We start from the raw sequence: 15,104 nt of genomic DNA, 5'->3' as shown, positions 1-15,104 counted from the left end.
TGACTCCGGTCAGGCTTTTTTTTGCCAACTCGATAGGGAAACGGTTTCTATCTTTACCAACTAGCGATAGTCTAGTGAGGCATTGTTAAGCGAACCCCGCTGCAATTTGATAATCACAAGGCCGTGTTATGCAATCGCAAATCCCAGCTCGTAACGATTCAGCATCGACAGCGACGTTTTCAAAACCTGACAACAAGAATCTCAGCATATTGCTAGAGTTAATGACCTTTATCAGACCATATAAGCTCAAAGTGGTGGCGGCGCTGATTGCTCTCGTTTTTACCGCCTCGTTGACACTGGCAGTCGGCCAAGGGGTAAGAGTATTAATCGACCAAGGATTTGCTCAGCAGTCGATTGAAGAGCTCAATAGCGCGATCGTTTTTATCTTACTTATCACACTGCTCATTTCCGTGGGGACATTTTTCCGTTTTTATCTTGTGTCATCAGTGGGTGAGCGCGTCAGCGCCGACATCCGCCTCGCGGTGTTTAATCATGTTATCACGCTACACCCGAGCTATTTCGAGACCAATGGCAGTGGTGACATCATGTCTCGTATCACCACCGATACTACCTTGCTGCAAAGTATCATCGGATCCTCCTTCTCTATGGCAATGCGCAGTGCGTTAATGTGTGTGGGGGCAATCATCATGCTGTTTGCCACCAACATCAAACTGACTTTGATCGTGCTTGCCAGCGTGCCTTTTATACTGGTGCCAATCCTATTTTATGGGCGCAAAGTTCGTACATTATCTCGTCAGAGTCAGGACTCGATGGCCGACGTAGGCAGCTACGCTGGAGAAGCGATTGAACAAATAAAAACCGTACAAAGCTACAGCCGAGAATCCCAAGAGACAGCATTTTTTGCCAATCAAGTTGAACGTGCTTACTCCATTGGTCGTAAACGGGTAAAGCAGCGAGCGATACTCATTTCTGGCGTTATCGTCATCGTTTTCAGCGCGATATCGGGCATGTTGTGGGTTGGCGGTAGCGATGTGATTAACGGGGCAATGAGTGCTGGCGATCTCGCTGCATTTGTCTTCTATGCCATCATGGTGGCATCTTCACTTGCCACGATTTCAGAAGTGATGGGGGAGCTACAACGCGCCGCAGGTGCAACGGAACGTTTGATAGAGATTCTTCAGGTAGAAAGCCACATTACCGCGCCTGCTGAAACTAAGCTGATCCCCGTCAAACTCAGCGCCGATGTGACCTTCGAGGCAGTTAACTTTCATTACCCTTCAAGACCGGATCAAGCGGCACTGAGCCAGCTCAATTTAGCCGTAGAAGAAGGGAAAGTACTCGCTTTGGTCGGGCCTTCTGGCGCTGGCAAAACGACGCTGTTCGAACTTCTCCAGCGATTCTATGACCCTCAGAGTGGACGAGTAACGTTAGGGGGAGTCGATGTGCGTGATTTCACGCCGAGCGATTTGCGCCAAAGAATGGCGTTGGTACCGCAGCAGCCAGCCCTTTTTAGTCATGATGTTTTTCACAATATCCGCTACGGCAATCCTCAAGCGACGGATGAGCAAGTCATCGCTGCCGCTAAACAGGCGCACGCTCATGAATTTATTGTCGATTTGCCACAGGGCTATAACAGCTTTTTGGGCGAGCGGGGCGTACGCCTTTCGGGCGGGCAACGACAACGAATTGCAATCGCGCGAGCGATTCTAAAAGATCCCAACATTTTGCTGTTAGATGAAGCGACCAGTGCACTAGATAGCGAGAGTGAACATCACGTTCAACGCGCATTGGAAGAACTAATGCAAGGGCGCACAACCATCATCATTGCTCACCGTCTCTCGACAATCAAACACGCAGATAAGATTGCGGTACTTGATCAAGGCAAATTGGTTGATGTTGGCAACCACGACTCACTGATGAAGAGTTGTGAGCTTTACCAGCGTTTGGTTGAGCTGCAATTCAAACACCTTCACTGACAATAGTTATGCTTGGTTTAAGCCTGTTGATTGAGTTTGCACGTATACAAGGGTAAAACCCGCAGAGAAGTATTATGGCGACAAAACAGAGAAACATACCTACACACAGAATATCGCGCTTTGGCAAGCTTGCCTCTTTAGCCACGCGTGTCGCCGGCAACGTGCTGAGCGAAGGCACCAAACAACTTGCAAAAGGGCATCGACCTAAAGCGAAAGATCTCATTCTTACGCCCGCTAATATCACCAAGGTCACTGAGCAACTCGCCCATTTACGGGGAGCTGCAATGAAGCTTGGCCAAATGTTGTCGATGGATGCAGGGGATGTTCTTGAACCCGAGTTGGCAGATATTATGGCAAGATTACGTTCCAACGCAGAACCATTGCCGGCAAAGCAACTCAATACTGTACTAGAGCAATCGCTGGGTCGCGATTGGAAAGAAAAGTTCACCGCTTTTAATTTTAAGCCCATCGCGAGTGCTTCTATCGGTCAGGTGCATCTCGCCTATAGTGACAGTGGAGAAAAGGTCGCTGTCAAAGTTCAGTACCCAGGGATAAAAAAGAGTATTGATAGCGACGTCGACAATGTCGGCACCTTGCTCAATATCATCGGTCTAATCCCGAAATCGGTGGATTACAAGGGACTGCTGGATGAAGCCAAAAAACAACTTCATGATGAGGCTGACTACCAGCGAGAGGCGTTGTTTGCCGAGCGTTATGCGCTAGCTTTGCAGGATGTTGCGCACTTTGTTGTGCCAAACATTCATTCGACCATCACTTCTCAGTCTGTCCTGACGATGGACTTTATTGATGGCATTGCCATTGAAGAGGTCGCCAGTTTTGCGCAGCCAGAACGCAGCTTAGTGATGCATCGGTTATTAGAGCTAATGTTTAGAGAACTATTCGAGTTCAAAATGGTTCAGACAGATCCCAATTTCGCCAACTATATCTATTTACCAGACAGCAAACAGATTGGATTGCTCGATTTTGGCGCCACGCGAGAGTATCAACCTAGGTTTAGCGATGGTTACCGAAACGCATTAGCTGCTGTGTTGCAAGGTGACGAGCAAGGTCTAAACAACGCATTGGAGCAAATCGGCTTTTTTAGCCAAGACATATTACCGAGTCAGCGAACGGCCATTTGGCAGTTAGTTACTCTCGCGTGTGAGCCTATGTTGGTCGACCAAGAGTATGACTTTAAAGCGAGTGGTTTAGCGCAGAGGTTACGAGAAGCGGGCACGATATTGAGCATGGAGCAAGACTATTGGCATACACCGCCTGCTGACGCAATTTTCTTGCACCGGAAAATAGCGGGGATGTATCTGCTAGCCGCTCGCCTTGAAGCCAAAGTGAATATTCATCGTCTTGTCACGCCATATCTGACACTCTAAGTGAGCATGAAATCATAGTGTTCTGGTCATAGCTTCGCAGGTTCTCAAAGTATTACCGATACAAAAAAGCCACTCTTTTTGAGTGGCTTTCTATTAACTGAATATCGAGAAGCATTAAGCTTGTTGTTGTTTCAACTCTTGTTGTGCTTCTTCTTCAATAAGCGCGTCGACGATAACCGCACACGCTGCATCACCAGTGATGTTAAGTGCTGTACGAATCATATCGAAGATACGGTCTAGAGCGAACAGTAGCGGTAGACCTTCAATTGGAATACCAGCAGCCAGAAGAACAGCGACAACAAGGAAAGAAGGACCTGGAACACCCGCTTGGCCAACCGCACCCAGTGTAGAGGTCACAATGATCGCGATGTAAGCGCCGATACCTAGGTCGATATTGAATAGCTGAGCAAAGAAGATTGCCACTAGACCGTAGTAAATTGCGTTACCAGACATGTTGATGGTTGCACCTAGAGGCAGAACAAACGACGCGGTAGAGTTTCTTACGCCTAGTTCATTTTCAACGGTATCCATTGTTACAGGAAGCGTTGCCATAGATGACGCTGTTGATAGTGCAACCGCTTGTGGTTTCTTCATAGCAACAAGGAATTTTTTCGCTGAAGTCTTAGTGAAGATATGCACCATTAATGGGTAAGCGATGAAGCCGAAGATCATGATAGCGGCAACGTAAACAACGAATAGTTTGAAGACGACCATTAGCGCGCCAAAACCAAACGTACCGACCGCTTCAGCCATCAGACCGAATACACCAATTGGAGCAATGATCATGACTTTGTTGATCATCCATACCATTGCATCAACAATACAGTTCACGCCATTCATGATTGGTTCGCGACGCTCTTTTGACTGCTTAGAAATTGCAATACCAAAGAACATACAGAAAACCAGAATCTGAAGGATGTTTGCTTCGTTAAGTGATTGGAAAACGTTAGTTGGGATCATACCAGTAATGGTTGCCCAGAAAGTAGGTAGCTCACCTTTAGAAGCGTATTCTGCTGAGAACATGCCTTCAACGCCTGATACGTCGATGCCAAGTCCAGGTTTGAATACTTCACCCATAAACAGCGCAAGTGCAACGGCTAATGCTGAAGTTAGACCGAAGTAACCTAAAGTTACTAGACCCACTTTACCAGCAGACTGGCTGTTACCTAGGCCTGCCGCACCTGAGATCAGGGCAACCGCAACTAAAGGAATAACCAGCATTTTGATTAGGTTAATAAAAATCGCACCAAGTGGAGCGAACATGGTAGCGCTGTCACCCATGAAGGCACCAACGGCAGTACCCAGGATCATGGCAATAACGACTTGTACGCCAATGTTGCTTAGTAAATTCTTTTGTTTTAACACTTCCATAACCTCTGTGCTAAGAAAATTTAAATTCCTAGAATTACCCACCAAGAGAAAACTTGTAATTGGATAATAATTTCGTCTTGAGTTGTACACTTAAATTTTACATTTAGCAATATCGAACAGGGCATGTTCAACGGATTACTCGATGATTTATTGACGAGTGCTAATTTTTTGCTCAATGGCAACCGTTTGCTATTTGATACAGTGATGGTTTAGGGTGAAATGATTGCTTATTTCGGCTGTTTAGCAGTGGCAAGAAAGGGGGGGATTTGTTAAAAAAAGATCAGCTTTTTATGCTTGATAAAAAGCTGATCTCATAGAAGTTTAGATAGCTGCCACGTTACTTATGTGTTGCTGACTTCATTGAAGAAACAAAGTTTGCCAGTTGATTTAACATTTGTTGTGGATCATCAAGGTTATTTTCGATGATTTTGACCACCGCAGAGCCCGAAATTGCCCCCGCAGCACCAGATTCAATCGCCTGCTTTACCTGAGCGGGTTCTGAAATACCAAATCCTAGCAACGCGGGTGGCGCATCAAAGCGTTTTAGTTTCTCTAGCATGTCACCAACGGGCATGTTGGCTTTGGTTTCTGCACCAGTAACACCAGCTCGAGAAAGTAGATAGGTATAGCCACCACCCAATTGAGAAACTTGCTTAAGCGTCTCGTCACTCGCTGTTGGCGGTGCGATAAAAATTGGATGAATGCCAAACTTTTCAGCCGCAGCGACAAACTCGCTACTTTCGTTGGTCGGAACGTCTGCGATAAGCACAGAGTCAATACCTGCATTCGCGCAGCGTTGGTAAAAGTTATCTATTCCACGTGAGTAAACTAGGTTCGCGTACATAAGCAGACCAATTGGTAGATCTGGATATTTGCTACGAATCTTCGCGATCATATCAAAGCAGATATCAGGTGTTGCACTCGCCTCAAGAGCACGAATGTTCGCCCCTTGAATGGTAGGGCCGTCTGCCAGAGGATCTGAGAATGGAATACCTAACTCAAGGGCATCTGCACCAGACTCAATCAAGGTTTCCATGATTTTGAATGACTGCTCAGGATTAGGATCGCAAACCGTTACGAACGGAACGAAAGCACCTTGATTGGCATCGTTTAAGCGCGTGAATAGCTTTTCATAACGGTTCATTAGATCGCTCCTTTTTGTTGCAGAATGTCATGGACAGTGAAAATATCTTTATCGCCACGACCAGAAAGGTTTACCACAAGTAATTGTTCTTTTTCAGGGTTTTCATGTGCCATTCGTAACGCGTGAGCTAATGCGTGAGATGATTCTAACGCCGGAATAATCCCTTCGTTACGTGCTAGCTCTTGAAATGCTTCCAGCGCTTCATCATCCGTTACGTTATCGTATTCAGCTCGACCAATAGCGTTCAAGTAAGCATGCTGTGGACCTACAGAAGGGAAGTCTAGGCCGGCAGAGACAGAGTACGACTCTTCAACTTGGCCATGCTCATCCTGCATCAAGGGGGCTTTCATACCAAAGAAGATACCTGTTTTACCATGTTTCAGTGGTGCGCCATGTTGGTCAGTATCGATACCCTTACCAGCAGGTTCAACACCGATCAGGCGAACACTCTCTTCTTCAATGAAATCGGCAAACATCCCAATAGCGTTTGAACCGCCTCCGACACAGGCGATGACCGCATCTGGGAGACGTCCTTCACGAGCCAAAATCTGGTTTTTGGTCTCTTCACCGATCATATGTTGGAACTCGCGAACTATGGTTGGGAATGGGTGAGGGCCTGCCGCAGTGCCAAGGAGGTAGTGTGCTTCTTCATAACTGGCAGACCAGTCACGCAATGCTTCGTTACAAGCGTCTTTGAGCGTCGCTGAGCCAGAGTGAACTGGAATGACTTCTGCACCCATAAGTTTCATGCGGAATACGTTAGGGCTTTGACGTTCGACGTCTTTCGCACCCATGTAAACACGGCACTTGAGACCAAGCAATGCACATGCAAGAGCGGTAGCAACACCGTGTTGACCTGCACCGGTTTCCGCGATGATTTCGTGCTTACCCATGCGTTTTGCCAGCAGGGCTTGTCCTAACACTTGGTTAGTTTTGTGTGCACCACCGTGCAGTAGATCTTCACGTTTTAAGTAAAGTTTGGTTTTGGTGCCTTTGGTTAAGTTACGCGTCAAGGTCAAGGCAGTCGGACGGCCTGCATACTCTTGGAGCAGAGACATGAATTCGCTTTGGAACTCAGGGTCTTGTTGTGCGTCGATAAATGCTTGTTCAAGCTGATCCAGAGCTGGAACGAGAATTTGTGGTACATACTGACCACCATATTCGCCAAAGTAGGCATCAAGTTTTGCCATGGTGTTTAATTCCTTTAATTTTGTCCAACGTGAAGCAACTCACGTCGCTGATAATTTAGTAGTTTCTAATCGCAATAAAAGCTTGTTCGAGTTTGTCTGCGTCTTTTTTGCCCGGAGAGTGTTCCACGCCTGAGTTAAGGTCGAGTCCAAGGCATCCTTGCTCGGCCGCTTTTTGAGCGTTGAAAGGAGTGATACCGCCCGCGAGCATGACTTTGGATGGGTCGCCAATTAACGACCAGTCGAACACTAGGCCAGTCCCGCCAACTTGCGCACCGACTTTGGTATCGAGTAAATGGCGGTCGATGTTTTCACTCAGTAGGACAGGAACGGATTGACTCACACCATACGCTTTCCAAATTTCTACTTGTGGTGGCAGTGCGGACTTCAGTTGATTTACAAATGCTTGGTCTTCACTACCATGCAATTGAACAGCGGCTAAACCCAGTTCACACACGGTGTCGACTATGGTTTCTAGACGATGATTTTGGAACACGCCGACATAATTGAGCGGGGCTCCGCTCATTGTCAGACGTGCGCTTTCCTGATCGACGTAGCGTGGAGACTGTTCAACAAAAATTAGTCCGCCAAAAACGGCACCAGATTGATAGGCTTTCGCGGCATCGTTAGGGTGGGTGAGCCCACAGACTTTGTTCTCGCCCATGGTCACTTTACGAACTGCAAGTTCTAAGTCATCTTCAGCCATTAATGAACTGCCAATCAAGAAACCATCGGCATATTGGCTAAGGTCACGAACTTGTTGATGAGTATAAATTCCTGATTCAGAGATAATAACGGCATCAGGTGCGAGCTCACGGATGGTTGGAGCAAGTTGTTTGGTACGGTTCAAATCCGTTGTAAGGTCGCGTAGGTTACGGTTGTTAATGCCAATCACTTTTGCGCCTAATGCGACAGCACGTTGCAACTCTTCCTCATTGCTAACTTCGGTCAGGACACCCATATCAAGAGAGTGAGCGACTTCAGCTAACTCAACATATTCGTTGTCATCCAATACCGATAACATCAGCAGGATGGCATCAGCGAAGTAGTGGCGTGCAAGGTAAACCTGATAGCGATCAATCATGAAGTCTTTGCACAGAATAGGCTGCTTGGCTTGCTTCCTCACCTGAGGCAAAAACTCAAAGTTACCTTGGAAGTACTTCTCATCAGTCAGTACTGAGATTGCATTCGCATGGTTGTTATAAACATTAGCAATGTAATCTAGGTCGAACTCTGCACGGATTAAGCCTTTAGACGGAGATGCCTTCTTACATTCCGTAATAAAGACGGTTTTTTGTTGATTGAGCGCCTGATAGAAACTGCGATCAGATGCAACCAGTGTATCTTTGAAGGAGGCTAAGGGTTGGGCTTGCTTACGTTCAGCGACCCATTGATGCTTGTCTCTAACAATTTTTGCCAATACTTCTGCCATCTCAGCTTCTTTCACTGAAACGTGCTCGGATAATTTATCTTTCACCTGAGTCATTGTGCTTACCTTGTACTGCCGTTGTTATGCATGTGCTGCGAGTTGCTGAACTAACTGATACGCCTTACCGGAGTTCATCGCTTCGATGGCTTGTTGTGTGTTTGTTTTGAGATCTTCATGACCAAATAAACGCATCAAAAGCGCCACGTTGACGGCTACAGCACCTAACTGAGCGTCGGTTCCTTTACCAGTCAGCATATTGGTAATGATCGCACGGTTTTCTTCAGGAGATCCCCCCTTGATCGCTTCAAGAGGGTGCGCCTCAAGACCAAAGTCAGCTGGTGTCAGGCTGTACTCATGGATCTGACCATCTTTAATCTCAGCGACGGTGGTTTTGCCATGAATCGCCACTTCATCTAAGCCGCTACCGTGGACAACCGCGGCGCGTTTCATCCCCATCTGCAACATGGTTTCTGCGATAGGGCGAACCAGCTCCTCACTATAGACGCCCATCAGCTCAATGTTAGGGCGAGCAGGGTTAATCAACGGGCCCAAAATGTTAAAGATGGTTCGAGTTTTCATGGTTTGGCGAACAGGCATTGCGTGGCGAACACCAAGGTGGTATTGCGGCGCAAATAAAAATGCTACGCCTAGAGTATCGACCGCAGCTCGCGTGTCTTCGGCGCTCATTGCTAAGTTGATACCGAATGAATCAAGCAGATCTGAACTGCCTGATTTACTAGAGACACTGCGGTTGCCGTGCTTTGCCACTTTTAATCCACATGCCGCTGCCACAAATGCCGCTGTGGTAGAAATGTTGATTGTGTCGTGACCGTCTCCCCCTGTGCCGACGATGTCAGCAAAGTCGTAGTCTGGGCGTGGAAATGGATTGGCGTTAGCGAGCAAAGCCTTAGCAGCGCCAGCGATCTCGTCGGGTGTTTCACCTTTGATTTTCAGAGCGGTCAATGCTGCCGCCATTAAAATAGGGTCTAATTCGCCGCGAATAATCACGTCAAATAACTGCTGGCTCTCTTGCTGAGTTAACGACTGCTGTTCGTAGAGCTTATTAATAATCTGTTCCATGATTCTCTTCCTTATTTATTGTTCTTTTCTAGAGCCCATTCAATGGCATTCGCAAGCAATGTTGCGCCATATGTTGTCATGATTGACTCAGGGTGGAACTGGAATCCACATACCTTGTCTTGTTCTTGTACTACAGACATAACCAAACCATCAACCTCTGCGGTAATAGTCAGCGTTTCAGGCACCTTGGTTGCGACAAGTGAATGGTAGCGTGCAATCGCCAACGGTGATGGCAGTCCTTGGTAAGTCGCATGGTTTTCGTGCTCCATCATCGAAACTTTACCGTGGATGATTTCGCCAGCGCCCGCGACAATGCCGCCGTAGGCTTCCACAATGGCTTGGTGCCCGAGACAGATGCCAATCATTGGCACCTTACCTTTTAAGCGCTGAAGAATCTCAGGCATCGAGCCAGCTTCAGAGGGTGCGCCCGGCCCGGGAGATAAGAGTACGACGGGATTCTCGAGTTCGGCAACGGCGCTTTCAATCGCTTGGGCAGAAATGCTATTGCGGTATACCGTGACCTGATGACCAAGAGAGCGAAATTGGTCAACCAAGTTGTAAGTGAACGAATCAAAGTTGTCGATGAATATAATATTTGCCATCTCGATGCTACTCCTTGTGTGCTGCTTGAATAGCAGAGATTACTGCTTGTGCCTTGCCGCGCGTTTCATCGGCTTCGCTTTGTGGGTCAGAATCAAATACCACCCCTGCGCCAGCCTGAACCTGTGCAATGCCATTTTCAACATACGCAGAACGAATAACGATACAAGTATCCAGCGTACCTTCGCCCGTTAGATAGCCCACCGCACCACCGTAACTGCCACGTCGGGCTTGTTCGACATCGCGGATTAACTGCATTGCGCGAATTTTAGGAGCGCCGGTTAGTGTTCCCATATTCATGCAAGCCTGGTAAGCGTGTAGGGCATCCAAGTCATCGCGAAGTTGCCCAACCACGCGAGACACTAAGTGCATGACATGGCTATAGCGATCAACTTTCAACAGATCGGCAACGTGACGTGTACCTGGTTGAGAGATACGTGCTACGTCGTTTCGTGCTAAGTCGACTAGCATCATATGCTCAGCGTTCTCTTTTTTATCGGTACGCAGCTCAAGTTCAATTCGACTATCGAGATCGAAATCAATCTCTCCGTTTTCGCGTTTGCCACGGCGACGAGTACCGGCAATAGGGTATATCTCGATTTGATTGGTATGAGTTTCGTATTTAAGTGCGCTTTCTGGTGACGCGCCGAACAGAGTAAACAACTCATCTTGCATGTAGAACATGTAAGGACTTGGGTTGCTTTGCTTCAGTGCTTTGTAAGCGGCAAGAGGCGACGGGCAAGGTAATGTGAAGCGGCGAGAAGGTACAACCTGAAACACATCTCCCTTGACGACATATTCTTTGAGGTCGCGAACAATCTGGCAGAAGTCTTGATCAGATATACTTGGTGTCGCTGTGGTATCGCTGACCAATGTCGCTTTTGGTAATGGCTTGAGCTCTGCACACTGTTGGCGGATAGAGTCAAGGCGTTGCTCTAGTTGAGTTGGATTTGAAGTGTCCGCAAATAGTGTCGCTTGCAGTTCACAAGATTGCTTCTGATGATCGACCACGAGCAGGGTTTCGGCCACATAGAACACATAATCTGGGCATTGGTTTGTCGCTTCTGCATCGCCTAAGGGTTCGAAATTCGCCACAAGATCATAGGCAAACAGACCGCCGATAAAAATGGCGTGTTTGTGTAGCGAGTCGATATCAAAGCTATGTTGAATCAAACGTAAGGCATCAAATGATGAGGCCTCACGCAGACGAGAATCCTCGTCAATCGTGTCACAAGGCGTTGTAAAATGGAGGACCAACTGATTGCCATCAAACGAGTGTTCGATATTCGCTTGGATATTGTTGGTGAGGTGAGTAAGTAGGTTTTTACCGTTCTCCGTTAAGGCTGTCATGGTCACGGTATGGCCAAAACAGACAATGCGAACAGCTGAATCTACGATAAGCAGACTTTGCAGATCCTGTTTCGAATCAATTTCCGCCGACTCTAACAGTAAGCTATCACTTTTGTGTTCACATAAGGTGTGAAACAACTGTGTTGGATCTTCGGCATAAGGTGCGGTGGTTCGAAGCAGTTCGATAGCGCCTAGCTTTTTGATTTCAATGGCCTTGTTCACCAGACCTCCTTATCTCTAAAAATAGTTTCCTGCCTACATAGTCGCATAAAGCGCACAGTCGCCCAATCAAGTTTCGGTTAAATTTGTCCATTGTTTGAGCAGTTAGATGTGAGACAGATTACAAAACAAAAAAGCCCGCTTCGGCAGCGGGCTTTTGAACATGCTTTTCACTTATTAAAAGTACACGTTAGCCCACCAAGAACTTGTCCAAGTGCGCCACCAAGCAAGATCTGCTGCTCTATTATTAATAGAGTGAGCAGTAACTTTTGCTTTTTGCTTTTGTTGGATGTCTTGTAACATAGTGAGCCTTAAATCAGGTACTTCGTATTTGTGTACTAGTTAACTAGTGCAGAGGTAAAAAGTCAACCAAAAAAACTAAAATTATGCGAATTGATTTACATAGTCACACTACAGCCTCAGACGGACGATTACCTCCCAATGAATTAATCGATAGAGCATTGAGCTTTCAGCTTGAAGTTTTAGCGATCACTGACCATGACACGGTCGATGCACTGGAGCCAGCGCATCAGTACATAAAGCAAAATAATTTACCGCTGACACTGATCAACGGGATTGAAATTTCCACTGTGTGGCAAAACAAAGATATCCATATTGTTGGATTAAACATCGATCCCCACTCTCAAGCGCTCACTGACTTGATTGAGCAGCAAAAAAAGCATCGAGAAGGTCGTGCGGAACTGATCGCCAGCAGGTTGGCTAAAGCCACTCGAGAGGGCGTGTTGGAAGAGGTGAAGGTTATTGCAGGCGACGCACCAATTACCCGAGCGCACTTTGCCAAATGGCTGGTGGATAACCAATATGCGAAGACCATGCAGCAGGTCTTTAAAAAGTACCTAACTCGTAACAATCCAGGGTACGTGCCCCCAACATGGTGCTCGATGAAAGACGCGATTGACGCGATTCATCAAGCTGGAGGGCATGCGGTACTCGCGCATCCGGGGCGCTATGATCTAACGGCAAAATGGATCAAGCGTCTGTTAACAGCCTTTACTGAAGCCGGTGGTGACGCGATGGAAGTCGCACAGCCGCAACAAGCTCAACAAGAAAGGCGCAACTTGGCAGATTATGCTATACAATACAAACTATTAGCTTCGCAAGGTAGCGACTTCCATTATCCATCTCCTTGGATGGAGCTAGGTCGAAATTTATGGTTGCCATCGGGTGTTGAACCCGTATGGAAGGATTGGGGCATTGAACCTTCGGCAACAGATTCAGCCCATATTGAATAACTATAGAGTCGAGAGACTCGATAATGAGGAATTACAATGAGCCAGTTTTTTTACGTTCATCCAGAAAACCCACAGGCTCGCTTGATCAATCAGGCTGTAGCAATCATTCGTAACGGTGGGGTAGTGGTTTACCCGACCGATTCAGGCTACGCACTTGGTTGTCAGCTTGAAAATAAACAAGCATTGGAGCGTATCTGTCAGATACGTCGCTTGAACGACAAGCACAACTTTACTCTATTATGTCGTGACCTGTCAGAGATCTCTTTATACGCTCGAGTAGACAACACGGCATTTCGTCTACTCAAGAATAATACACCGGGGCCTTATACTTTTATTTTTAAAGGGACTAAGGAAGTACCACGTCGCCTAATGAATGCAAAGCGTAAGACGATCGGTATTCGTATTCCAGACAACCGCATTGCGCTTGATCTACTTGAAGCGTTAGGTGAACCATTGATGTCGACTTCTCTTATCCTACCGGGTAACGAAGTGACGGAATCTGATCCAGAAGATATCCGCGATAAGTTGGAACATGCGGTTGACTGCATCCTTAATGGTGGTTATTTGGGTGAACAACCAACCACTGTGGTTGATTTTAGTGAAGACGAACCTGTGATTGCCCGTGTGGGTGCTGGAGATCCTGCACCGTTCGAGTAATCAAAAGTACGTGATTTTTAGCACACTTTTTGCGATAATGTGCGACCGCGATTTTTGGTCGCACTTGTTTATTCGACGTCTGAGAAGACGACACATAGGTAGATAAATGAACGAAAAACTACAGAAAGTATTAGCCCGAGCTGGTCATGGCTCTCGTCGCGAACTAGAAGCTTTGATTAAAGCAGGTCGCGTGAGTGTGAACGGTGTCGTTGCTAAGCTTGGTGAACGACTAGAAGATGAAAACGCAGTTGTGCGTATCGATGGTCATACTGTTTCTGCTAAAGCGCAGGAAGAAGTGATCTGTCGAGTACTCGCATATTACAAGCCAGAAGGTGAACTGTGTACTCGTCATGACCCAGAAGGTCGTCGTACTGTATTTGACCGTTTGCCTAAAATCCGTGGCTCTCGCTGGATTTCAGTTGGCCGTTTGGATGCCAACACATCAGGACTTCTGCTTTTCACAACAGATGGTGAATTGGCAAACCGCTTGATGCACCCAAGTCGTCAAGTAGAGCGTGAATACTTAGTACGTGTCTTCGGCGAAGTAACGGAACAAAAAGTGAAGAATCTAGTTCGCGGTGTTGAACTAGAAGATGGTATGGCGCGTTTCGAAGACGTTGTTTACGCGGGTGGTGATGGTATGAATTACACTTTCTACGTAGCCATCAACGAAGGTCGTAACCGTGAGGTTCGTCGTTTGTGGGAATCTCAAGATACCACGGTTAGCCGCCTTAAACGTGTACGCTACGGTGATATCTACCTAGATAAGAAATTGCCTCGTGGCGGCTGGATGGAACTGGATCTTAAAGAAGTAAACTACCTACGTGAATTGGTAGAACTTCGTCCTGAACGTCAAACGCTTCTTGATGAGAGCAAATCAAACTCATCACGTAAACGTGAGCGTTCACGCAGCCAAAAAATCCGTCGTGCGGTTAAACGTCACGAAGAGCGCGTGAACAGTACTGGTGGGCGTAGCAACAACCCATCACGTCGTAAACCGAAGAAAAGCTCAGGTCAGCAAGGTGTTCGTAATAAACAGCGTTAATTGAACGTTGAGATTTTAAAACACAACTCCTATCACTTACAGTGGTTTGAACGCACTGGATAGCGAACCATACGCTTACAAACGGCCCTCAATTGGGGCCGTTTTTCGTTCTATCGTGTTACAGCCAATACCCGCTCATTGATGTATCGGACGGCGGTTGAGGTTAAAGTACAGAGGTATCGAGCCTTCCATCGACCCCTCTGTAGCAGTGGGGTATTTTCTGATTTTTCATCATTTGTGATTGTTCACAGTCTCCTCGGTGCATTTTTTGCTTCCGGGCAACTTTTTGCTCGATCTGAGCAAGATCTTGCTCGATTCGAGCAAAAAGTTGCTCAGCTTGTATATTAACAAATGCTTAAATTGTTGAAATATATACATTTTCATTTTGGCACGCTTTTTGACTAAGAGTAAGTGTTATTACACACAACCTCTAAGGATTTTACT

The 15,104-nt window shown here is 46.7% G+C and carries 13 protein-coding genes and 1 other annotated feature; of the genes, 5 read left to right on the top strand and 8 right to left on the bottom strand.

The window, feature by feature from the left end:
• The first annotated feature begins 128 nt into the window (after nucleotides 1-128).
• Nucleotides 129-1,937 carry an ABC transporter ATP-binding protein/permease gene (locus tag QTN95_RS07750; protein ID WP_331417039.1) on the top strand — a complete coding sequence of 603 codons (1,809 nt, stop codon included), beginning with the start codon at nucleotides 129-131 and terminating at the stop codon, nucleotides 1,935-1,937.
• 74 nt (nucleotides 1,938-2,011) lie between these two features.
• The gene (locus tag QTN95_RS07745) at nucleotides 2,012-3,325 is read left to right on the top strand and encodes an ABC1 kinase family protein (protein ID WP_331417038.1); all 1,314 of its coding nucleotides are present in this window, start codon (nucleotides 2,012-2,014) and stop codon (nucleotides 3,323-3,325) included.
• Between the two features lie 114 nt (nucleotides 3,326-3,439).
• Here QTN95_RS07745 and QTN95_RS07740 read toward each other — a convergent pair whose 3' ends face one another.
• The 8 genes from QTN95_RS07740 to QTN95_RS07705 all read right to left on the bottom strand — a co-directional run bounded on the left by QTN95_RS07740 (nucleotide 3,440) and on the right by QTN95_RS07705 (nucleotide 12,008).
• Nucleotides 3,440-4,696, bottom strand: a complete 1,257-nt coding sequence (locus QTN95_RS07740) for a dicarboxylate/amino acid:cation symporter (protein ID WP_331417037.1) — start codon at nucleotides 4,694-4,696, stop codon at nucleotides 3,440-3,442.
• A gap of 337 nt (nucleotides 4,697-5,033) precedes the next feature.
• The gene (gene trpA / locus QTN95_RS07735; RefSeq protein ID WP_331417036.1) at nucleotides 5,034-5,840 is read right to left on the bottom strand and encodes a tryptophan synthase subunit alpha; all 807 of its coding nucleotides are present in this window, start codon (nucleotides 5,838-5,840) and stop codon (nucleotides 5,034-5,036) included.
• Complete coding sequence (gene trpB / locus QTN95_RS07730) at nucleotides 5,840-7,030, bottom strand: tryptophan synthase subunit beta (RefSeq protein ID WP_331417035.1); 1,191 nt, start codon at nucleotides 7,028-7,030, stop codon at nucleotides 5,840-5,842. The genes trpA and trpB overlap by 1 nt, the downstream gene beginning before the upstream one ends.
• Before the next feature lie 55 nt (nucleotides 7,031-7,085).
• A complete protein-coding gene (gene trpCF, locus QTN95_RS07725; protein WP_331417034.1) occupies nucleotides 7,086-8,513 on the bottom strand; it encodes a bifunctional indole-3-glycerol-phosphate synthase TrpC/phosphoribosylanthranilate isomerase TrpF in 1,428 nt (475 codons plus the stop codon).
• A 24-nt stretch (nucleotides 8,514-8,537) separates the two neighbouring features.
• The gene (gene trpD, locus QTN95_RS07720) at nucleotides 8,538-9,536 is read right to left on the bottom strand and encodes an anthranilate phosphoribosyltransferase (RefSeq protein WP_331417033.1); all 999 of its coding nucleotides are present in this window, start codon (nucleotides 9,534-9,536) and stop codon (nucleotides 8,538-8,540) included.
• Nucleotides 9,537-9,547: 11 nt separating this feature from the next.
• Nucleotides 9,548-10,138, bottom strand: coding sequence for an aminodeoxychorismate/anthranilate synthase component II (locus QTN95_RS07715; protein ID WP_138973257.1), 591 nt, complete (start codon nucleotides 10,136-10,138; stop codon nucleotides 9,548-9,550).
• Between the two features lie 7 nt (nucleotides 10,139-10,145).
• The gene (locus QTN95_RS07710) at nucleotides 10,146-11,708 is read right to left on the bottom strand and encodes an anthranilate synthase component 1 (RefSeq protein WP_331417032.1); all 1,563 of its coding nucleotides are present in this window, start codon (nucleotides 11,706-11,708) and stop codon (nucleotides 10,146-10,148) included.
• Between the two features lie 125 nt (nucleotides 11,709-11,833).
• Nucleotides 11,834-11,936, bottom strand: a sequence feature (Trp leader region).
• Complete coding sequence (locus QTN95_RS07705; protein ID WP_269375899.1) at nucleotides 11,883-12,008, bottom strand: Trp operon leader peptide; 126 nt, start codon at nucleotides 12,006-12,008, stop codon at nucleotides 11,883-11,885. It overlaps the preceding feature by 54 nt.
• A gap of 83 nt (nucleotides 12,009-12,091) precedes the next feature.
• On the opposite strand from QTN95_RS07705, the gene rnm reads away from it, so the two are divergent.
• The 3 genes from rnm to rluB all read left to right on the top strand — a co-directional run bounded on the left by rnm (nucleotide 12,092) and on the right by rluB (nucleotide 14,660).
• Nucleotides 12,092-12,958 (top strand): RNase RNM, encoded by an 867-nt coding sequence (gene rnm, locus QTN95_RS07700; protein ID WP_331417031.1) that lies wholly within the window; start codon nucleotides 12,092-12,094, stop codon nucleotides 12,956-12,958.
• Nucleotides 12,959-12,994: 36 nt separating this feature from the next.
• Nucleotides 12,995-13,615: an L-threonylcarbamoyladenylate synthase gene (locus QTN95_RS07695; RefSeq protein WP_269375897.1), complete on the top strand. Its 621-nt coding sequence runs from the start codon at nucleotides 12,995-12,997 to the stop codon at nucleotides 13,613-13,615.
• Nucleotides 13,616-13,721: 106 nt separating this feature from the next.
• A complete protein-coding gene (gene rluB / locus QTN95_RS07690; protein ID WP_331417030.1) occupies nucleotides 13,722-14,660 on the top strand; it encodes a 23S rRNA pseudouridine(2605) synthase RluB in 939 nt (312 codons plus the stop codon).
• Nucleotides 14,661-15,104 lie beyond the last annotated feature (444 nt).

It is taken from the genome of Vibrio sp. M260112 (assembly GCF_036533775.1).
In the GTDB taxonomy this organism is placed as follows: Bacteria; Pseudomonadota; Gammaproteobacteria; order Enterobacterales; family Vibrionaceae; genus Vibrio.
The sequence above is the reverse complement of the archived record's forward strand: the minus strand, read 5'-3'. Positions and strand labels throughout refer to the sequence as shown.